Source organism: Streptomyces sp. NPDC051963 (genome assembly GCF_044593495.1).
Lineage (GTDB): Bacteria > Actinomycetota > Actinomycetes > Streptomycetales > Streptomycetaceae > Streptomyces.
Map to the genome: position 1 here is coordinate 537,031 of NZ_JBIUCC010000003.1, position 20,000 is coordinate 557,030.

The window sequence follows — 20,000 nt, forward strand, 5'->3', positions numbered from 1 at the left end:
GTGCGGCGTCAGTGCCAGATGGTGCGTGGGGGCGCTGAGGCTGTCAAGTCTTCAAGCAGAGCAGTCTTTTCTGCGTCCGGAGACTTCACAGACCGAACGTGCCGCTCCTAGTCTGCGACTGTAAGCGCTTCCAGTTTTTTCTGGAGGCATCACACAGGTACCGGCCGAGCTGTGGCGTCAACCCAGGTCAGCATTGATATCTGCGTCAGGAACGAGAGCGTTCGGACTGTTATCGCTCTCGGATTTCCCACAAGTGGAGGTTCAAATCGGTGAGCACGTTCGATCCCGGCTTCCTGTGGGGCGCCGCCACGTCGAGCTACCAGATCGAGGGCGCGGTCACCGAGGACGGCCGGGGTCCCTCCATCTGGGACACGTTCGCGGCCACCCCGGGAGCCGTTCAGGGCGGCGACACCGGAGCCGTCGCGGCCGACCACTACCACCGCTTCCCCGGGGACGTCGCGCTGATGGCCGAACTCGGTCTGCGCGCCTACCGGTTCTCCCTCGCCTGGCCCCGCATCCAGCCCACCGGCTCCGGCCCGGCCGACCAGCGCGGCCTCGACTTCTACCGCCGTCTGACCGACACCCTCCTCGACCGCGGCATCCAGCCCTGGCCCACCCTCTACCACTGGGACCTGCCCCAGCCGCTGGAGGACCGCGGAGGCTGGCCCGCCCGGGACACCGCCGAGCGGTTCGCCGAGTACGCCGCCCTCGCCCATGAGGCGCTGGGCGACCGCATCACCCACTGGACCACCCTCAACGAGCCGTGGTGCTCGGCCTTCCTGGGCTACGCCACGGGCCGCCACGCCCCCGGCCGCCGCGAGCCCGCCGCCGCCGTACGCGCCGCCCATCACCTGCTGCTCGGGCACGGCCTGGCCACGGAGGCGATACGGGGCGCCGCCCACGTCGGCATCACGCTCAACCTCACCCATGTCACCCCGCTCAGCACCGAGCCCGCCGACCTGGACGCGGCCCGCCGCATCGACGGCATGCAGAACCGCCTCTTCCTCGACCCGCTGCTGCGTGGCGCCTATCCCGACGACGTACTCGACGACCTCCGCGAGGTCACCGGCTTCGGTCACGTCCACGACGGCGACCTGAAGAGCATCGGGGCTCCGCTGGACCACCTCGGCATCAACTACTACGCGCCGATGCTGGTCGCCGGTGGCTCGACGCCGGTCCAATCCGCCTACGTGGGCTCGCCGTTGGTCCGGGTCGCCGACGGGGGCCGGCCGAGGACCGCGATGGGCTGGGAGATCGACGAGCGGGGACTCCTGGAGCTCCTGCTGCGGCTGAGGGACGACTACCCGGCCGTACCCCTGTACATCACGGAGAACGGCGCCGCCTTCGACGACGTCGTACAGCACGACGGGGTGCACGACACGGACCGGATCGCCTACCTGGACGGCCATCTCCGCTCCTGCGCACAGGCGATCGGCCACGGCGTGCCGCTCAAGGGGTACTTCGTCTGGTCGCTGCTGGACAACTTCGAGTGGTCGTTCGGCTACAAGCCCCGGTTCGGCATCGTGCACGTCGACTACGCGAGCCAGCGGCGCACGCCCAAGGACAGCGCCCGCTGGTACGCCGAGGTCATCCGGCGCGGGGGTGTGTGACGTGGCTGGCGCTTACAGTGCTGCTACTCCCCGTCCCGCCGTATCCCGTCCGCATTCCGTCCGTACGATTCAGGAGCAGCCCATATGACCAGACGGCAGCCGACGCTCGGTGAGGTGGCGTTGCGCGCCGGGGTGTCGGTCGGGACCGTCTCACGTGTGATCAACAACCGCCGGCACGTCAGCAAGAAGGCGCGGCAGGCGGTGGAGAGCGCGGTGGCGGAGCTGGGCTACGTGCCCAACATGGCGGCCCGTTCGCTCGCCTCGCAGCGGCGCGGGGCGGTGGTGCTGGCGATCTCCAGCGACGACCCCGCGCTCTTCGCCAACCTCTTCTTCGCCGAGGTGATCACGGGTGTCAACGCGGTCATCGAGGAGACGGACCTCGAACTGCTCCTGGTCCTGGCCGCCTCCGAGCGTGGCAGGGCCCGGCTCGCCCGCATCCTCCAGTCCCGGGGCGCGGACGGCGTCATGCTGCTGGCCCTGCGCGAGAACGATCCGCTGGCGAAGGTGGCCGAGGCGGGGGGCGTACCGGTCGTGCACGGGGGCCGCCCCCTGGACCGGCCGCCACGCTGGTACGTGGACGCCGACAACCGGGGCGGGGCCCGCCAGGCCGTGGAGTACCTGATCTCGACGGGCCGCCGCGCCATCGGTACCGTCACCGGCCCGCTCGACATGCACGCGGGTGTCTCCCGCTATCTGGGCTTCCGCGAGGCGGTCGCCCTGGCCGGGCTGAAGGACAACCGTGTGGCCCACGCCGACTTCAGCGAGGCGGACGGCGCCGCGGCGACCGCCCGCCTCCTCGACGAACACCCGGACCTGGACGCGGTGTTCGTCGCCTCCGACGCCATGGCCGCCGGCGCCCTGCGCGTCCTGCGCGAGCGCGGCCGAGCCGTCCCCGACGACGTCGCGGTCGTCGGGTTCAACGACATCCTCACCGCCCAGCACACCCAGCCCACCCTGACGACGATCCACCAGCCCATCGTCGCCCTCGGCAGCGAGATGACCCGCATGCTGGTGCGCGTCCTGGACGGCGAGGAGCCGACGCCCCTCATCCTGCCGACGGAGCTGGTGATCCGGGGATCCGCATAGCGGCCCTCCCGACCAGGGTGGTGCGGTCGGCGCCAGGGTGATGCGGTTCGCCGAGCCGGATGCCGAGGCGTTGTCCTCAGGACCACCTAATATCAACGGCGATGGGCAGCCGGACACCACACAGGCCCCGCGGAACGCGTTGGACCACGCGGATCGCGGCGCTCTGCCCTGCCCTGGCCGTACTGCTCGCCGCGCTGGTGATCTGCCTGGGGCCCACGGCTCACGCCCAGAGCGATCCGGCCACGGGCTCCATGACCACCGTGTCCACCGCCGCGACGCTGACGGACACCCCGGCCGAACACCACGCGCCGGCCTTCGCGCACCCGGCCGACTGTCACCCCGGCGACGCGTGTTGCCACCGGGCCGCCGACGGCGTGCGGGCCGTGCTCGCCACTCCCGTCCAGTACCTCCCGGCGATCCTGCCGCGTATGCCGGACCTCCCCCGGCAGCCGGACACGTCCTCACGCACCGGCGTTCCCGCGCCGACCTGCCGCGCTCCCGACCTACACGTCCTCCAGGTGCAACGGACCTAGACCGAAGCCACGGTGCCGTGCGCCCACACGCACATGCAGCCGACTTCCGACCGTCCACCCCACACCAGCACCCACCGCCGCCCGACGACACCACGCGGCGGGGACGAGGAACACACAGCCATGAGCAAGACGAGCAAGAAGGCGTCCGCCGAGGCGCGGCGGGCCAAGATAGAGGAGGCGCGTCGCGCCCAGAAGGCCCGCGAGCGCCGCAACCGCATCATCACCATCAGCCTCAGCGCGGTCATCGTCGCCGGACTGGTCGGCTGGGGCGGGTACGCCCTCAACAGCGCCAACGAGAAGGACGAGCAGCAGGCCGCCGACGCGAAGAAGCCCGTCCGGGGTGAGAAGACCTGGGACACGAAGAAGCTCACCCAGAACCATGTCCAGGGCACCGTCGACTACCCGATGAACCCTCCCGTCGGCGGCGACCACGACCAGGCCTGGATGACGTGCGACGGCACCGTCTACACGAAGGCCATCCCCAACGAGAACGCCGTGCACTCCCTCGAACACGGCGCGGTCTGGATCACGTACAACGACAAGGCTGCCGACGCCGACATCAAGACGCTCGGCGACAAGGTCTCCAAGACGCCCTACACCCTGATGAGTCCGGCCGAGGACCAGTCCGGGACGATCACGCTGTCGGCCTGGGGCAGCCAGCTGAGCGTCGACAAGGCATCCGACCCCCGGGTCCAGCAGTTCCTCAGCAAGTACGTTCAGGGATCGCAGACCCCCGAGCCGGGCGCCGCCTGTACAGGGGGGTTGACCGCCTGACGACGGCCGGCTGGGCGACGAGCTTGTCGCCCAGCCGGCCTCCGAGGGGGCGTCAGCCGAGGACCGTGTCCAGGATCAGCTTCTCGAAGATGAGGTAGGCCAGGAGCGAGAAGGGAACGGCGGTCGCAAGGGTCAGTGCGCGTTCCCTGTGGGTGCGGCCCATCAGTAGCGCCACGAGGACCAGAAGGGCGAGGCAGGCCCACGCCTGGGGGGCGTAGTGCAGGACCCAGGCGTAGTGGATCGCTTCCATGCCGAAGACGCCCGCGAGTGCGGCGAGAGCGATGACTCGGCGGCGCGGGTCGCGGCCTCGCCACCAGGCGCCCGCCAGCCCGAAGAGGGGACCGGCGATGAAGGCCATGCCCAGCCAGACGAGCGGAGCGTGCAATGAGCCCATGCCGTCGCGGCCGAACTCCGCGTAGGCGTAGTAGCCGACGACGAGACCGGACTCGGCGCACAGACCGGCGACGGCGGCCGCCGGCAGGCTGACGTGCCGACCCAGCAGCGCGCCGGCGACGAACGCAACGACGGACCAGACGGCACCGGAGTTGGCGATCTGGTTCCAGGCCCCGGAAAGCCAGCCCTGAGCGAGGTTGGTCAGGACACCTGCGACCAGCCCTCCGGCGAAGGTCGAGACGGTCGCGTAGGCCCAGGCTGTTCGGCTGGCGCCAGGCAGCGAAATGGTGGCAGGGGACGCGTTCATCGGGCGGTGCTCACTATCTGTTTCGTTCTGAGTGGAGCTGGGGCTCATACCTCTTGATGCAGCTGTAAGGATGTGCGGAACCGGCAGCTCGTTCCGTTCGACGGGCTGCGCCCCCTCATCAGGCCGAACGTTCACGGTCCGACGGCCGTCACAGCAGTAGCCGTCTTCGAAAGGGCTGCCATGACTGCCGGACGTTCCCGTGCCCGCTCCATCTCCACCGCCACCCTGATCGGCGGCCTGACCGGTGCCCTGATCTGCGCGGTTGCCGGCTGCGGCAGCGAGACGCAGGTGTCCACGAGCACCCCCGCACCGAGTGAGACCCGCTGGGAGGAGCCCGCCTCGTACGCGTACACGCTGACCTCCAGCGAAGGCGAACGGTCCCTGATCGGGGCCTTCCGGATCACGGTGCGGAACGGCAAGGTGGCCGAGGCGGTCGGTCTCGACGAGAGCGGACGCCGGGTGGTGAAGCAGCTGCCCGGTGACGTGCCCACCATCGGCGAACTGCTGGAGGAACTGGAGCAGGCACGGCACGACCGCGCGGACACGGCGGAGGCGAAGTACGCGGCCGACGGGCACCCGGTGCTGATCTCCCTGGACTGGGAGGAGAACGCCATCGACGACGAGGCCCGGTATGTCATCAGCGCGTATGAACCGGCGGTCGGCTGAGGCGTTTTCAGTGCATCGGTCCCTCGGTCCGCGCGGCCGACTCGACGGAATCGGAGGGATCGGCCGGATCGGCGTCCGATGCTTCTCGTGAGTCCGCACCTGGAGTGGGCGCCAGCCGGGCGCGGCGCAGGGATGGGAAGGCCGCCGCGAGCACGAGCGTGGCCAGGACGCAGACCAGCCCGCCGGTGATCACAGCGGTGCGGGCGCTGGTGAGTTCGGCGAGGAAGCCGACGGCCGCGTTGCCCAGGGCCGGTGAGACGGTCGCCTGGATCATCCACAGGCGAGCGACGCGCAGGGTGTCGGAGATCAGGTCACCGAGTCCGGCGAGCGCCAACAACAATAGGGCGAACGGCAGGTACGAGGTTGCGCCGAAGCCGGTCAAGGACAGCCCCCACAGCAGGACCGCGCCGACCAGCGCGCCGAGCGCGGGCGCGGCATACAGGGGGCGGACCGGGCTCCCTGATCACGCCTAGGGGCCGTCAGCCGCTCAGCCGACCGAGTGCGCAGTTCGCCGTCGGAAAGTACGGTGGCGTTCAGGTGTTCGACCTTGGGCATCAGTGGCTCCGGAAGTCATCGACGTGGGTCAACGGGCGGTGGAGGCGGCATGGCCGGCAAGGGTGCGGAGAGACTGCCGCGCAAGACGTACGAGAAGGAACTGCTCCGCCTCCAGACGGAGTTGGTGAAGCTCCAGGAGTGGGTGCGGGCGACGGGCACCCGGCTGGTGGTGGTCTTCGAGGGACGGGACGCGGCGGGCAAGGGCGGCACCATCAAGCGGGTCGCCGAGCACCTCAACCCCCGTGTCGCCCGGATCGCGGCACTGCCGAAGCCCAGCGAGCGCGAGCGCACGCAGTGGTACTTCCAGCGGTACGTCGAGCATCTGCCGGCCGCCGGGGAGATCGTGCTGTTCGACCGGTCCTGGTACAACCGGGCCGGGGTCGAGCATGTGATGGGCTTCTGCACGAAGGAGGAGCACCAGCTGTTCCTGCGCCAGTGCCCGATCTTCGAGCGGATGCTCGTCGAGGCCGGGGTGGTGCTGCGCAAGTACTGGTTCTCGGTGAGCGACACCGAGCAGCAGGAGCGTTTTCGCAAGCGGCTGGACGACCCGCTGCGGCGCTGGAAGCTCTCGCCGATGGACCTGGAGTCGATCACCCATTGGGAGGCGTACTCCCGGGCCAAGGACGAGATGCTGGTGCACACCGACATCGCGGAGGCGCCGTGGTACGTCGTGGAGAGCGACGACAAGCGCCGGGCGCGGCTGAACATGATCGCCCACCTGCTGGGCTCCGTGCCGTATCACGACGTGCCGCCACCGGTACTGGAGCTGCCGAAGCGACCCGCGCCGACCGGCTACCAGCGCCCGCCGCGTGACCTGCAGACCTACGTCCCCGACCACGCGGCGAGTCTCTGAGGCCCTGTCTCCAGAGACCGTTGGGGCGCATACGCGGCCTCTGGCCACCCGGACGCGAACCACTCGCCGCCCGGACACGAACCATCCGTCGCGGTCGTGGACAGGCCGGTGGATCCTGAGATCCGACGGCGAAAGGCGGCTCATGTCCCAGGGCGCGGGCAGACATGGTCAGGGCTGGCGCAGCCTGGCGCCCGGAGCCGCCTCCTTCCTCGGCTACCGACGCACCTGGCTGAGAGGCGACCTGCTGGCCGGCGTCACCGTGGCCGCGTACCTGGTGCCGCAGGTCATGGCATACGCGGGCGTGGCCGGGCTCCCGCCGGTCGCCGGACTGTGGGCGATCCTGCCCGCCCTTGCCCTGTACTCACTGCTCGGCTCCTCACGCCTGCTCTCGGTGGGCCCCGAGTCCACGACCGCGCTGATGACCGCCGCCGTCGTCGGCCCGCTCGCCGCCGGCGACCCCGGGCGCTACGCGACCCTGGCCGCCGCCCTCGCCGTCACGGTCGGGCTCCTCTGCCTGGTGGCACGGGCGGTTCGGCTGGGCTTCCTCGCGGACCTGCTCTCCCGCCCGGTCCTGATCGGCTACCTGGCGGGCGTGGCGCTGATCATGATGGTCGACCAGCTGCCCAAACTCACCGGGGTGAAGACGACCGGCGCGGAGTTCTTCCCTCAACTGTGGTCCTTCTTCAGGAACTTGCCGGACGCTCACACGGCCACCGTCGTCCTGTCCGCCGCCCTGTTGGCCTTCCTCTTCGCGGTGTCCAGGTACGTCCCCGCCGTGCCCGGTCCACTGCTCGCCGTCGTCCTCGGCACGGTCGCCGTGGTGTCCTTCGACCTCGACGACCGGTACGGCATCCAGGTGATCGGAGACGTCCCGTCGGGGCTGCCCGACCTCGCATGGCCGGACCTGAGCGAACTGCCGCATCTGGTGGTGCCGGCGCTCGGCGTGCTGATCGTCGCGTACACCGACTTCATCCTGACCGCGCGGGCGTTCTCCGGGCGGGACGACGCAGGGCCCGGACTGGACGCCAATCAGGAGTTCCTGGCCCTGGGCGCGGCCAACCTCGGCGCCGGCGTCCTGCACGGCTTCCCGGTCAGCAGCAGCGCCAGCCGCACCGCGCTCGCCTCCTCGGCGGGCGCCCGCAGCCAGGCGTACTCGCTCGTGGCAGGTGCGCTGGTGCTGGCGGTGCTTCTCTTCCTCAGCCCGCTGCTGAGTCGCACGCCGTCGGCCGTTCTGGGTGCGCTCGTCGTGTACGCCGCCGTCCGCATGATCGACCTCGCCGGCTTCCGCCGCCTTGCGACCTTCCGCCGTCGCGAACTCCTCCTCGCGCTCGGCTGCCTCGCCGGCGTGCTGGCCCTGGACATCCTCTACGGCGTGCTCGTGGCCGTCGGCCTGTCGGTGGCCGAGCTGCTGACCAGGGTGGCCCGTCCGCACGACGCCGTCGAGGGGCTGGTGCCCGGAGTGGCCGGGATGCACGACGTCGACGACTATCCGCAGGCCCGCACCATCCCCGGTCTGGTGATCTACCGCTACGACTCACCGCTGTTCTTCGCCAACGCGGAGAACTTCCGGCACCGCGCGCTGTCGGCCGTCGACGAACAGAGCAGCCCCGTCCGCTGGTTCGTCCTCAACACCGAGGCCAACGTCGAGGTCGACATCACCGCCCTCGACGCGGTCGACGAACTGCGCCGCGAACTCACCGACCGCGGCATCGTGTTCGCCCTCGCCCGCGTCAAACAGGACCTCATGGACGACCTCAAGGCGTACGGCCTCGCGGATTCGGTCGGGTCGGACCTCATCTTCCCGACGCTGCCCACCGCGGTCGCCGCATACCGGCAATGGAGCACCGATCGGTAGGCCACCAGGCCGACAGGCCGTGAGCACGGATTCGGATTGATACGCGTTGATTCAGATAGATACATCAATCTGGTTTGATGTATCTTCGACCTATGGGACCGCGCCCCTCGGATTCGGCCACCGCGCCGCCGGAATTCCTCCGGCTGGCCGCGCATCCGCTGCGCTGGCGGCTGCTGACGGAACTCGCCGACGGCGACTTTCGGGTCCGTGAGCTGGTCGAACGCGTCGGGGAGCCGCAGAACCTGGTCTCGTATCACCTGCGGCTGCTGCGCGACGGCGGTCTGCTCACCGCCAGGCGCAGCAGTTTCGACGGCCGGGACAGCTACTACCACCTCGACCTGGAGCATTGCGCCGAGGCACTGGCGGCCAGCGGTACCGCCCTGCACCCGGCGTTGAGCCAGGCACCGGCACCTCCCCGTCGTCCGGTCACCCCGGAGCGATCCCACCGTGCCTCGGTGCTGTTCGTGTGCACCGGCAACAGCGCCCGCTCACCGATCGCTGAAGCCCTGCTGCGCCACCACAGCGCGGGCCGCGTCACGACGGCCAGCGCGGGCACGAGCCCCAAGCCGCACCTGCACCCGCATGCCGTCCGGGTGCTGCGCGAGTCGTTCGGCATCGATCTCTCCGGTCGGCATACCCGACACGTGGACGAACTCGCCGGCCGCCGCTTCGACCACGTGATCACCTTGTGCGACAGGGCTCGTGAGGTCTGCCCGGAGTTCGGTCCGCGGCGGGTCCACTGGAGCATGGCCGACCCGGGCGCAGCGGGTGACACAGGCCGGGCCGACTTTGCGGCCTTCCAGCAAGCGGCCGCCGACATAGACATCCGTATCCGGCACCTGATGCCGGTCCTGAACACCCCCGAGACCTTTGCGAGGTCCGAGCCATGACCACTCACGACGAATACGTAAGCGTCCGCTACCTCGTCGATGACGTGCAGGCCGCCACCGACTTCTACACCACCCACCTCGGGTTCACGCTGCGCTTCAGCGCCGCCCCCGCCTTCGCCGACGTGGTCCGTGGCCGGCTGCGGCTGCTGCTGTCGGGCCCGGCGAGCTCGGGCGCCCGGGCCACCCCGAAGGAGGCCGCCGTCGCGGGCGGCAACCGCATCCACCTCACCTACGACGACCTGGACGCCGAGATCGCACGACTGCGCAGCGCCGGTCTCTCCTTCCTCACCGAGGTCGTCTCCGGTCCCGGAGGGCACCAGATCCTGCTGGCCGACCCGGCGGGCAACCTCGTCGAACTGTTCCAGCCCGCCGCGCCGGGCAACCGTGACCAGGCGCGACGCTGACACCTGCCTCATCCGCAGCACTGGTCGGGAACAAGCGGAAGGTGAGCACCGGCTGAGCCGTCCGGACACGCGAAAAGCCGTCCTCCCTAATCGAGAGAACGGCCTCCGACCTGCATCAAAGCTGGTCGGGACGACAGGATTTGAACCTGCGACCCCTTGACCCCCAGTCAAGTGCGCTACCAAGCTGCGCCACGTCCCGGTGCGCCGTCCGCGGTGATCCGCGTGAGTGCGCGAGAAGGAACTTTACCGCACGTCGGGGGCAACGCCGAAAGGGGCATGGGGCGCGGGAGAATCGACGTATGGGCAGCACATCTTCAGGACGGCCGGCCGGGGCGCGGGACCGGGACGACGAGGGCCGGGCACGCAACGCCCGGCCGCGCGACGGGCTCGGGCGGCCCCTGCCGTACGACGCGGAGGGGGTGGCACGGCAGCCGGAGGGCGTCGTGCGCGCCCCGGAGAGAAGTGTGGTCGAGGCACAGGAGTTGCTCGACGCCGGGAAACCCTTCCACGCCCACGAGGTCTTCGAGGACGCCTGGAAATCGGGTCCCCCGCAGGAGCGCGCCCTGTGGCGGGGGCTGGCTCAGCTCGCCGTGGGGCTCACCCACGCGGCCCGCGGGAACCTCACGGGCGGCGTCCGGCTGCTGCGCCGCGGGGCCGCGGCCGTCGAGGAGTGGGCGTCGGCTTCCGGGGAGCCGCGGCCGTACCGGATGGATCTTGCGGGCGTCGTGACATGGGCGCGGGACCTCGCAACCGACGTGGAGCGGGACGGCGTCGCCATCGACGCCGGGGCGCGGGCGCCGCGGCTGCGCGGAGGCTCGTAGGAGGTGCTGCACGCGTTGTCAGTGGCGTGCGGCAGACTCGGGGACGTGCGAAAGATTCATGTCATCGGTATCGGCGCGGGCGACCCCGACCAGCTGACCCTCCAGGCGGTCAGGGCGCTGCGGAGCACGGACGTGTTCTTCGTCCTGGACAAGGGCGAGGTGAAGTCGGACCTGGTCCGGCTCCGCCGGGACATACTCGACGCACACGTGCCCGAGGGGACGTATCGCGTGGTGGAGGCGCGCGACCCGGACCGGGACCGCTCCGCGAGCGGCTCGGCGTACTCCCCGGCCGTCGGCGACTGGCGCAGCGCCCGCGCCGACATCTTCGAGCGGATGATCGCCGAGGAACTGCGCGAGGACGAGAGCGGCGCGTTCCTGGTGTGGGGCGACCCCGCCTTGTACGACAGCACGCTCGGGATCCTCGAGGAGGTGCTGGAGCGCGGTGCGGTGGCCTTCGCGTACGACGTCGTGCCGGGCATCAGCAGTGTCTCGGCGCTGGTCGCCCGGCATCGCACGGGGCTGAACCGAGTGGCCCGGCCCGTGCAGATCACCACGGGGCGCCGGCTCGCCGAGGGCTTCCCGGACGGCGTGGACGACGTGGTCGTCATGCTCGACGCCCACCAGGCCTTCCGGCAGTACGCAGACCAGGACATGGACATCTACTGGGGCGCCTACATAGGCACCCCGGACGAGATCCTCGCCTCCGGCCCGATCGCCGAGGCCGGGCCCCGCATCGAGCGGCTGCGCGCGGAGGCCCGGGAGCGCAAGGGCTGGATCATGGACACGTATCTGCTGCGCCGGAAGCCGAAGGAGTCGTAGGCAGCAGTCGTAGGCAGCAGTCGTAGGCAGTCGTAGGCAGTCGTACAAACCTCGGCCGACGGGGCCGCCGCGCACCGGACACCCGACCAGACCGCCCCGCATGCGTGCCCGGTCCGCCGGTGTGATCGTGGCCTCGTGACAGTCGCCGAGGAGAGCGCGCCGCCCGCCGCACAGCCACCCGTCCTGGACCCGCGGCGCCGGAACATCGTCTTCGTGACGATCATGCTGGGCATGCTGCTCGCGGCCCTCGACCAGACGATCGTGGGCACGGCGCTGCCGACGATCGTGTCGGATCTCGGCGGTGCCGAGCACATGTCGTGGGTGGTCACCGCCTATCTCCTCGCGGAGACCGTGGCGACCGTGCTCGTCGGCAAGTTCGGCGACATGTTCGGCCGCAAGGTGGTCTTCCAGGTCTCGGCGATCGTGTTCATCACGGGCTCGTTCCTGTGCGGCCTCGCGGGCAACATGACGCTGCTGATCGCCTGGCGGGCGATGCAGGGCATCGGCGCGGGCGGTCTGATGGTGACGGCGATGGCGCTGATCGCCGATGTCATCCCGCTGCGGGAGCGGGGCAAGTACCAGGGCGCGATCGGCGCCGTGTTCGGGGTGGCCACGGTCATCGGGCCACTGCTCGGCGGCCTGTTCACGGACCATCTGTCGTGGCGCTGGGCGTTCTACGTCAACGTTCCGATCGCGATCGTCGTCGTGATCGCGGCGGCCCGGACCATCCCGGTGGTGAAGTCGGCCGTCCGGCCCGTCATCGACTATCTGGGCATCGCGTTCGTCGCCGTCGGCGCGAGCTCGCTGATCCTGGCGACGAGCTGGGGCGGCAACGAGTACGCGTGGGGTTCGGGCGTCATCATCGGCCTGTTCGTGGGCGGTGTGGTGGCGCTCGGACTGTTCTGCTGGGTGGAGACCCGGGCGGCCGAACCGATGCTGCCGATGCGGCTGTTCGCCAACCCGGTGTTCACGGTCTGCTCGATCCTCAGCTTCATCGTCGGCTTCGCGATGCTCGGCGCGATGACGTATCTGCCGACCTATCTCCAGTACGTCGACGGCGACTCGGCCACGGTCTCGGGCGTGCGCACGCTGCCGATGGTGATCGGTCTGCTGATCGCGTCGGTGTTCAGCGGCAACGTGGTCAGCAAGACAGGGCAGTACCGGTACTTCCCGATCGTGGGCTCGCTGGTCATGGCCGTCGGGCTGTATCTGATGTCCCTGATGGGGCCCGACTCCGGTGCCTGGCTGGAGTCGCTGTACATGTTCGTGCTCGGCACCGGCATCGGCCTGTGCATGCAGGTGCTGACCATCGCCGTGCAGAACACCGTCGAGTACGCCGACCTGGGCACCGCGACCTCGGGCGTCACCTTCTTCCGTACGCTGGGCAGTTCCTTCGGTACGGCCGTCTTCGGCACGATCTACACCAACGCACTCACACCGAACCTCAGGGACGGGATCGCGGCCGCCGCGCAGACCGGGGACCTGGACCCGGCCACCGTCAGCAGGGCCGCGACCAGCCCGGAGGGCCTGCACGAGCTGCCGTCGGCCGTGGCCGCGCCCATCATCGACGCCTACGCGGACACCATCCACACGGTCTTCCTGTGGACGGTCCCGGTCGCGGGCCTCGGCTTCCTGGTCGCGCTGTTCCTCAAGCAGGTCCAGCTGCGGGACAGCGCACGCGCCGGCTCCACCGACATGGGCGAGGGGTTCGGGTCACCGCGCGACGCCGACTCGCAGCGGGTGCTGGAAGCCTCCGTCGGGAAGATCATCGGCACGACGAGCCTCGACACCGGGCGGCGGATCGTCCAGGATTCCGACACCCGTCTCGACGTGGCCGGCGCCTGGGCGGTCATGCAGGTCGAGCTGCTCACCCGGCTGGTCGGACACGCGAGTCTCGGTCTGATCGGCGCCCGCCGTCACCTTCCGCCCGAGGTCCTCCTCCCGGTCTTCGACCGCATGGTCGACGAGGGCTACCTCACCCGCGACGGTTCCCTGCTCTCCCACACCGAGGCCGGTGCCCGCGAGGCCCAGGTCATCGGCCGGGCCTGGGGGGCCTGGCTCGAGGAACGGGTCCGCCAGGACATCGGTCACCCCGCCGGCAGCGACCTGCGCATCGCCGTGGACACCATCGCCAAGCGCCTGCTGGTCGAGGACCTGACCACCGGCCTGCCCGACCGCTCCCCGGAGCTGGAGTCCAGCAGCTCACGCTGAGCCGTGCGGCCGCCGGCCGCCCGCGTCGCCCCTCGCTGTGCGAACACTATGAACACAAACGATCGGACCGTGTTCCTGCTCCGCCCGTCTTCTTAGCATCACGGCGCACGGCGCGACGATGCGCCGCTGAGGACAGGGAGCGTGCCTTGTACAGGTCGAGATCGTGCAGCCGATGGTCATGCGTGTGGGCGGCGCTCGCCGCCTGTCTGTTGCTGATGGGGGTCGGCACGCTGACCACCGCGACGCCCGCCCAGGCCGGCCCGCCGCAGCCGGCCCCCGTCGACTGCCCGTCCGACCTCGCCGACCGGGCCACCTGCTACACGGGCCAGGACTCCCAGGGCGCCTACTACGCGATCGCCGTCCCCGACGACTGGAACGGCTCGCTCGTCGTCCACGCGCACGGCGGCCCGGACCTCGGCACCGGCTCCGACCCCGCCCGCAGCCTCGACGACCTGGGCCGCTGGTCGGTGATGGTCGACGAGGGATACGCCTGGGCGGGCTCGTCGTATCGCCGCGGCGGTTACGGCACGCGGATGGCCGCCGAGGACACCGAGAACGTACGACGGCTGTTCGTCCGGGAGTTCGGTGAGCCGCGGCGGACCTATGTGCACGGCCAGTCGTGGGGCGGGGACGTCGCCGCCAAGGTCGTCGAGACGTACGGCACCCGACGCGGGCCGTACGACGGTGCGCTGCTCACCAACGGTGTCCTCGCGGGCGGCTCCCGCGGCTACGACTACCGCGTCGACCTGCGCGTGGTCTACCAGTACTACTGCCAGAACCACCCCCGCCCGAGCGAACCCCAGTACCCGTTGTGGCAGGGCTTGCGCGCCGACTCGACCATGACGGCGGCAGGGCTGCGGGCGCGGTTGCAGGAGTGCACCGGCTACACGTCCGCCCCCGAGGAGCGGACCGAACTTCAGCAGCGGAATCTCGACGACATCCTGGCCGTCACGAACATTCCGGAGCGCACCCTGGAGTCGCATCTGCGGTTCGCGACGTTCACCTTCCGCGACATCGTGCACAGCCGGCTCGCCGACCGGAATCCGTTCGGCAACCAGGGCGTGCGGTACTCCGGCTCGCACGACGACGCGGCGCTCAACGCCGGCGTCGAGCGGTTCACGGCCGATCCGTCCGCCGTGCGCGACCTGTCGTACGACAGCGACCTCACCGGCAAGGTCACGATCCCCGTACTGACCATGCACGCGATCGACGACCCGACGGCGTTCGTCGAGCACGAGGCGGCGTACCGGGACACCCTGAAGGGCGCCCATCGGGACCGGTACCTGGTGCAGACGTTCACGCGGGAGCGGGAGCACAGCGAGCTGAGCGACGCCGAGTACGCCAACTCCATCGCCGCTCTGGACAGCTGGGTGCGCACCGGGAAGAAGCCGAGCCCGCAGTCGGTCGCGAAGGCGTGCGCCGCCTTCGACCGGACGTACGCCACCGGCTGCTTCTACGATCCGGACTTCCGCCCTTCGTCGTACGCCTCGCGTGTGGAACCCCGTCCGGGCGGGCTGCGGTGGCCTGCCATGACGGCCGCCCAGGAGAAGGCCTGGAGCAGAATCGAGGGTGTCGGGATCGCCCCCTGACGACATCAGCGCAGCAGCAGTTGCAGGCCGCCCAGCACTGTCGCGGCGATGACCAGCTGCTCGAACAGCCGCTGGTTGATCCGGTCCACGGCCCATTTGCCGAGGATCGCCCCGGGCACGACGAACGCGACGAGCGCGGCGTCCAGGAGCAGTGAGTTGCCGTCGATCAGGCCGAGGCCGACGCTGAAGGGCACCTTGGACACGTTGACGATCAGGAAGAAGAAGGCGGAGGTGCCCAGGAAGCCGAGCTTCCGGAAGCCCGCGGAGAGGAGGTACATCGACATCACCGGACCGCCCGCGTTGGCGACCATCGTGGTGAAGCCGCCGAGGACGCCGTACGAGCGGGCCTTGATCCGCCCGGAGCGGGTGGCGATCGAGTCCGGCTCCTCCGCGTCCGCGCCGGACTTGCGCCGTCGCCAGAGCGTCACCCCGGCCATCAGCAGCAGGATCGCCCCGATCGACGTCCGTACGATCGCGTCGTCCGCCCACACCAGGAAGAGCGTGCCGCCGACGACGCCCGCGGCGACCGCCGGGAACAGCCGCCACAGCGTGGGCCAGTGGGCGTGCCGCCGGTAGGTGAGGACGGCGAGCACGTCGCCGGCGATCAGGATCGGCAGCAGTATGCCGGTGGAGGCGCGGGCCGGCAGTACCGCCGCGAAGATCGCGAGGCTCACCGTGTTGGCGCCGCTCACCGCGGTCTTCGAGAAGCCGACGAGGAGAGCCGCCGCGGCGAGGGCGGCGAACTCCCAGCCGGTTATGTGCCAGAGCGTCATCGTGTCCATGCGGAGACCGATGCTAGTTGCAGCTAACCGTGGCCGTAAGGACCGTCTCGCCTTATGGTCCCGGCGTTGAAGAGTGCCGCGTTTGCGCCGGTTCGCCCTGGGCACCCGCGCCCGCATGGAGTGGTTGATCAATGCCGCCTGCGTAGGAGAGGACCCCGAGCTGTTCTTCCCGGTGGGTACGTCCGGACCGGCGCTGCGGGACGTCGCGGAGGCCAAACGCGTCTGCGCCCGCTGCCCCGTCGCCGACGAGTGCCTCACCTGGGCGCTGGACAACGGCCAGACCTCGGGCGTCTGGGGCGGCACCGGCGAGGAGGAACGCCGACGACTGCTCCGTACCGGCAAACGCCATGCCGTAAGGAGGAGCACCCCATGACCGTCGTGCAGAGCACGCCGCCCGAACCGGCCCGCACGATCGCCGGAGAGGCGTTCCAGACCACCCTCGTGGATCAGCTCGGGCTCTCGCTGATCGGGAAGCAGGCGCACTGCTGCGCCGGGGGTCCCCGAGAGCACGCAGGGAGGAGGCGCATGATGACCGACGCCCTTGAACTCGACGCGCTGTGGGAGGAGTTCCACCGCGTGGTGAACATGACCTCGCAGGAGCTGGCAGCCTGGCTCAGGGTCAGTGACGCCGACGAGGAGAGCGAACCGCTGCCGGAGCACGCCGGTTCGCCGACCGGGCAGCATGTGCTGGCGATCCTCCAGAAGCGCCGCACCGACCTCACGGACGACGACGTCCGGGTGATGTACGAGGTGGTGGACGCGGTGGAGGAAGAGGCGGAGCTCGAGAACGAGCCCGAGGCCGAGGCCGAGGAGACCCGCCGCCGGCACCGGCTGATGACCGTCGGCCACGACCCGCTCAAGGCATGAGCCGGGAAGCCGGGAAGTCAGTCCTCAGCCCAGCAGCCAGCCCCCGTCGACACTCAACTCCGCCGCGTTGACGGATCGGTTGCGCAGCAGGAAGTCCACGGCGTCCGCGACGTCCGCCATCGTGGCCAGTTGTCCGGTGGGGGTCTCGGCGCGCAGGGCCGCCAGCACCCTCTCCGGTTTGGCCAGCCAGTACGGGCTGTCGCCCACGACTCCGGGATGCACGGCGTTGACGCGGACGGGGGCGAGCTGGACGGCGAGGGTGCGCATCAGGCCGGTCATCCCGGAGTTGACGGCCGCCACCGTCGTGGCCCCCGGATAGGGCCGCTCCTTGGCCTGTCCGCCGAACAGCACGATGGCGCTGTCGTCGTGCAGCCGGGGCCGCAGCGCGTGCACGACCTCCGTGTAGCCGACCAGCTTGAGCGTGACCAGGCTCAGCGCGGCGTCGATGTCGTACTCGTCCACCCGGTTGTCGTCGCGGGAGACCCCGGCGAGCACCAGATGGTCGACGCGCCCGGCACCGGCCAGCGCCGCGGCGATCTCGTGCGGCCGGGACAGGTCGAGGGCGAGCCCGCGGGCCGCGCCGACCTCCTTGGCCACCGTGTCGGCGCGGTGGGCGTCGCGGCCGGTGAGGACGACCTCGTCCCCGCGCTCCGCACGCAGCCGGGCGAACGCGCGGCCGATGCCCGACGTGCCGCCGACGACGAGCACACTGCTCATGACCCCTCCTCCAGTGCCGTACGCAGGTACTCCCAGTCCCGGCTGAACCGGTAGGAGTGCCGGGGCGGCGGCTGCGGTGCCTGTGTCTCCAGCCAACGCACCGGCCCCTGACCGGCGCCCGCGAATCCGTGCACGCAACCGGCCCCCGCCCAGGCCGTGTCGCCCGGCCCCAGCCGGTACCGCTCGCCGTCGAAGGTGGCGTCCACGGTCCCTTCGAGGATCAGATACGTCTCCTCGAAGGGATGGTCGTGGCTGCCCGCGGCGCCGTCCGGTGCGTACCGCACCATGAACATCGTCGAGGCGACCGCGCCCAGATCGCTGTCGACCATCATCTTCACGGTGATACCGCTGTAGAGAAGCAGTGCGGTGCGCATGCTCGCCGAGACAGCGAGGAGGTCCTGGGACTGTTTCCCCGGGTCCATGTGCTCGGGCTCGAAGTGTCCGAACGACCGGGTGCGCGGATCACGGACGTCGATACGGACCGGGTCGCGGCCGGGCAGCGCGGGCACCTGCTGGGTGTCGTGGCCGTAGCGTGCCCGCGGCACCGGCGCGAGCATGTCGGCCCAGCGTGCGACGGTGTCGCCGGCGCCGCGCCAGGCGTGCGGGACGCCGGTCGCGAGGAGCCCGTAGTCGCCCTCCTCCAGGAGATACGACCCGTCCGGCACGTCCAGGATCACCGTTCCGTCGAGGATGTGGAAGCTCTCCTCGTACGAATGCACCTGGGCGCCGACCGCCCCGTCGGGCCGCAACTCGCAGACGCCGAAACCGGTGTGCACGCTGCCGTCCTCCTCCCCGACCAGCGTGCGCCGCCGGTAGCCGAGGTCGTCGTACGGCGACGGCGGCTCGTCGGCGGCGCGGCGCACCAGATGTGTGCTCATGCCTCCGCCTTCGCCGTATTCGCCGTATTCGCCGCCTTCGTCGCCTTCGCGGCAAGCAGCCGGTCACGGGACTCCTCGACGAGTCGGCGCGCCCGTCCGGTGTCGGCCGACAGCTTGCCGTCGCGCTTGTGGATCACACCGTCGACGAGGACGGTGTCCACGTTGGAGACATCCGCGCACAGCGTCACCGCGGAGACCGCGTCATGGACGGGCGCGACGTTCAGCGCGGTGGCGTCGATCGCGACGACGTCTGCGCGCTTGCCGGGGGTCAGGGAGCCGGTGCGGTGCTCGACGCCTGCGACGTGTGCGCCGTTGAGCGTGGCCAGCTCCAGCATCCGGCGGGCGGTCAGCATCGTGTCGGGAACCGGGGTGTCCGCCTGCCAGCACTCGGCGTTGACCCGGGCGCGTTCGGCGCCGAAGGCCGCGCGGATCTGGGTGAACATGTCGCCGGGCACGGTGGTGACGACGTCGATGCTCAAGGACGGCCGCAGTCCGTGCTCGATCGCCTTCATCACGGGCGGCCAGCCGTGCCCCATCTGCGTTTCCACCTGCGGCGCGATCGACACCGTACCGCCGCTGTCGGCGACCATCCGCCACTCGTCCTCGCTGAGATGGCAGCAGTGGATGTACGTGGTGTCGGGGCCCAGCAGGTCGAGGTCGTTGAGCTGCTGGACCATGCCGAACCGGCCCGCGAGGCGGCCCATGGACACATGCACGGTGATCGGGATGCCCAGCTCGCGGGCGAGCCTCCACTCGGCGGTGACGACGTCGTTGACGCAGAAACCGGGGCCGCGGGTGGCGAGGGCGAGGGTGAGCAGGCCGTCGTCGGAGGTGAAGTAGCGGTCGCGGACGCGTCGTACGTCCTCGCCCGGGATCGCGATCTTGCTCTCGAACCAGTAGTCGGCGAGGGAGGTGTTGGCGCTGCCGTAGGCGTACTGGGCGCGGATGCCGGTCTCGGTGAGGGCCTGGACGGCGGCGTCGGGGTGGTCGGGAGTGTTGTTGATGTGGGACCAGTCGACGACCGTGGTGATGCCCGCGTTCAGGCATTCCAGGGCGCCGGCGAGGTTGGCCGCGTAGACGTCCTCGGGTGTGTAGAGGGGTGCGAAGGTGTCGAGGATGTCGACGAAGTAGTCGTCCAGGGTGGCATCGGGCGCGCTGCCGCGGATCGAGGCCTCCCAGGTGTGCCGGTGCGAGTCGACGAAGCCGGGGAACACGATGCGGCCGGTCATGTCGAGGACCGCTGCGTCCGCGTCGATCTTCGGTTGCACGGCCACGATCTGTCCGTCCTCGATGAGAACGTCACCCGTCGGCAGGTCCCCGATGGCGGGATCCATCGAGATCACGTGGCCGGCGCGAAGGAGCATCCGGTTGGTCATCGCCCTTCCTCCCT

21 protein-coding genes and 1 tRNA gene are annotated in these 20,000 nt (G+C 70.3%); 15 read left to right on the forward strand and 7 right to left on the reverse strand.

Going from position 1 to position 20,000, the window contains the following annotated elements:
- Window positions 1–269 precede the first annotated feature (269 nt).
- The 4 genes from ACIHFB_RS14680 (at window position 270) to ACIHFB_RS14695 (ending at window position 4,003) form a co-directional block, all read left to right on the forward strand.
- Window positions 270–1,610, forward strand: coding sequence for a GH1 family beta-glucosidase (locus ACIHFB_RS14680; RefSeq protein WP_400126959.1), 1,341 nt, complete (start codon window positions 270–272; stop codon window positions 1,608–1,610).
- Window positions 1,611–1,694: 84 nt separating this feature from the next.
- Window positions 1,695–2,696 carry a LacI family DNA-binding transcriptional regulator gene (locus tag ACIHFB_RS14685; protein WP_400126960.1) on the forward strand — a complete coding sequence of 334 codons (1,002 nt, stop codon included), beginning with the start codon at window positions 1,695–1,697 and terminating at the stop codon, window positions 2,694–2,696.
- A 101-nt stretch (window positions 2,697–2,797) separates the two neighbouring features.
- Window positions 2,798–3,229, forward strand: a complete 432-nt coding sequence (locus ACIHFB_RS14690) for a hypothetical protein (protein WP_400126961.1) — start codon at window positions 2,798–2,800, stop codon at window positions 3,227–3,229.
- Between the two features lie 120 nt (window positions 3,230–3,349).
- Window positions 3,350–4,003: a DUF3105 domain-containing protein gene (locus tag ACIHFB_RS14695; RefSeq protein WP_365285838.1), complete on the forward strand. Its 654-nt coding sequence runs from the start codon at window positions 3,350–3,352 to the stop codon at window positions 4,001–4,003.
- A 52-nt stretch (window positions 4,004–4,055) separates the two neighbouring features.
- Here the strand turns inward: ACIHFB_RS14695 and ACIHFB_RS14700 are convergent, their stop codons facing one another.
- Complete coding sequence (locus tag ACIHFB_RS14700; protein WP_365285836.1) at window positions 4,056–4,703, reverse strand: DUF6518 family protein; 648 nt, start codon at window positions 4,701–4,703, stop codon at window positions 4,056–4,058.
- Window positions 4,704–4,883: 180 nt separating this feature from the next.
- Between ACIHFB_RS14700 and ACIHFB_RS14705 the strand changes: the two genes are divergently transcribed.
- On the forward strand, window positions 4,884–5,369 hold the full coding sequence (locus tag ACIHFB_RS14705; RefSeq protein WP_365285834.1) for a DUF6174 domain-containing protein: 486 nt from the start codon (window positions 4,884–4,886) through the stop codon (window positions 5,367–5,369).
- 7 nt (window positions 5,370–5,376) lie between these two features.
- Here ACIHFB_RS14705 and ACIHFB_RS14710 read toward each other — a convergent pair whose 3' ends face one another.
- Window positions 5,377–5,751, reverse strand: coding sequence for a hypothetical protein (locus ACIHFB_RS14710; protein WP_400126962.1), 375 nt, complete (start codon window positions 5,749–5,751; stop codon window positions 5,377–5,379).
- 222 nt (window positions 5,752–5,973) lie between these two features.
- Here ACIHFB_RS14710 and ppk2 point away from each other — a divergent pair, with 222 nt between their 5' ends.
- The 4 genes from ppk2 (at window position 5,974) to ACIHFB_RS14730 (ending at window position 9,926) form a co-directional block, all read left to right on the forward strand.
- Window positions 5,974–6,777, forward strand: coding sequence for a polyphosphate kinase 2 (gene ppk2, locus ACIHFB_RS14715; protein ID WP_365285830.1), 804 nt, complete (start codon window positions 5,974–5,976; stop codon window positions 6,775–6,777).
- 142 nt (window positions 6,778–6,919) lie between these two features.
- On the forward strand, window positions 6,920–8,632 hold the full coding sequence (locus ACIHFB_RS14720; protein WP_400126963.1) for a SulP family inorganic anion transporter: 1,713 nt from the start codon (window positions 6,920–6,922) through the stop codon (window positions 8,630–8,632).
- Between the two features lie 92 nt (window positions 8,633–8,724).
- Window positions 8,725–9,522, forward strand: a complete 798-nt coding sequence (locus ACIHFB_RS14725) for a metalloregulator ArsR/SmtB family transcription factor (RefSeq protein WP_400126964.1) — start codon at window positions 8,725–8,727, stop codon at window positions 9,520–9,522.
- On the forward strand, window positions 9,519–9,926 hold the full coding sequence (locus ACIHFB_RS14730; protein WP_400126965.1) for a VOC family protein: 408 nt from the start codon (window positions 9,519–9,521) through the stop codon (window positions 9,924–9,926). Before ACIHFB_RS14725 ends, ACIHFB_RS14730 begins: the two co-directional genes overlap by 4 nt.
- Window positions 9,927–10,048: 122 nt before the next feature.
- On the opposite strand, the gene ACIHFB_RS14735 is transcribed toward ACIHFB_RS14730, so the two are convergent.
- Window positions 10,049–10,125: transfer RNA gene (locus tag ACIHFB_RS14735), tRNA-Pro, on the reverse strand.
- A 100-nt stretch (window positions 10,126–10,225) separates the two neighbouring features.
- Here ACIHFB_RS14735 and ACIHFB_RS14740 point away from each other — a divergent pair.
- The 4 genes from ACIHFB_RS14740 (at window position 10,226) to ACIHFB_RS14755 (ending at window position 15,366) form a co-directional block, all read left to right on the forward strand.
- Window positions 10,226–10,747, forward strand: a complete 522-nt coding sequence (locus ACIHFB_RS14740; protein WP_365285821.1) for a DUF309 domain-containing protein — start codon at window positions 10,226–10,228, stop codon at window positions 10,745–10,747.
- 45 nt (window positions 10,748–10,792) lie between these two features.
- Window positions 10,793–11,566, forward strand: coding sequence for a precorrin-6A synthase (deacetylating) (gene cobF / locus ACIHFB_RS14745; protein ID WP_400126966.1), 774 nt, complete (start codon window positions 10,793–10,795; stop codon window positions 11,564–11,566).
- A gap of 135 nt (window positions 11,567–11,701) precedes the next feature.
- Window positions 11,702–13,777, forward strand: coding sequence for an MDR family MFS transporter (locus ACIHFB_RS14750; protein ID WP_365285817.1), 2,076 nt, complete (start codon window positions 11,702–11,704; stop codon window positions 13,775–13,777).
- Window positions 13,778–13,992: 215 nt separating this feature from the next.
- Window positions 13,993–15,366 carry a hypothetical protein gene (locus ACIHFB_RS14755; RefSeq protein WP_365285989.1) on the forward strand — a complete coding sequence of 458 codons (1,374 nt, stop codon included), beginning with the start codon at window positions 13,993–13,995 and terminating at the stop codon, window positions 15,364–15,366.
- A 5-nt stretch (window positions 15,367–15,371) separates the two neighbouring features.
- Here ACIHFB_RS14755 and ACIHFB_RS14760 read toward each other — a convergent pair whose 3' ends face one another.
- Window positions 15,372–16,148, reverse strand: coding sequence for a sulfite exporter TauE/SafE family protein (locus ACIHFB_RS14760; protein ID WP_365285815.1), 777 nt, complete (start codon window positions 16,146–16,148; stop codon window positions 15,372–15,374).
- Window positions 16,149–16,263: 115 nt separating this feature from the next.
- Here ACIHFB_RS14760 and ACIHFB_RS14765 point away from each other — a divergent pair, with 115 nt between their 5' ends.
- Together ACIHFB_RS14765 and ACIHFB_RS14770 are read left to right on the forward strand one after the other, a co-directional pair.
- Window positions 16,264–16,521, forward strand: coding sequence for a WhiB family transcriptional regulator (locus ACIHFB_RS14765; protein ID WP_365285987.1), 258 nt, complete (start codon window positions 16,264–16,266; stop codon window positions 16,519–16,521).
- A 155-nt stretch (window positions 16,522–16,676) separates the two neighbouring features.
- The gene (locus ACIHFB_RS14770) at window positions 16,677–17,015 is read left to right on the forward strand and encodes a DUF3140 domain-containing protein (RefSeq protein ID WP_365285985.1); all 339 of its coding nucleotides are present in this window, start codon (window positions 16,677–16,679) and stop codon (window positions 17,013–17,015) included.
- Window positions 17,016–17,039: 24 nt separating this feature from the next.
- Here ACIHFB_RS14770 and ACIHFB_RS14775 read toward each other — a convergent pair whose 3' ends face one another.
- The 3 genes from ACIHFB_RS14775 to ACIHFB_RS14785 are packed head-to-tail and all read right to left on the reverse strand — an operon-like array spanning window position 17,040 to window position 19,986.
- Complete coding sequence (locus tag ACIHFB_RS14775; RefSeq protein WP_365285813.1) at window positions 17,040–17,732, reverse strand: SDR family oxidoreductase; 693 nt, start codon at window positions 17,730–17,732, stop codon at window positions 17,040–17,042.
- Entirely contained in the window at window positions 17,729–18,610 is an 882-nt protein-coding gene (locus tag ACIHFB_RS14780) for a cupin domain-containing protein (protein WP_400126967.1), read from the reverse strand. Before ACIHFB_RS14780 ends, ACIHFB_RS14775 begins: the two co-directional genes overlap by 4 nt.
- A complete protein-coding gene (locus tag ACIHFB_RS14785) occupies window positions 18,607–19,986 on the reverse strand; it encodes an amidohydrolase family protein (protein WP_400126968.1) in 1,380 nt (459 codons plus the stop codon). The genes ACIHFB_RS14780 and ACIHFB_RS14785 overlap by 4 nt, the downstream gene beginning before the upstream one ends.
- Between the last annotated feature and the right edge of the window lie 14 nt (window positions 19,987–20,000).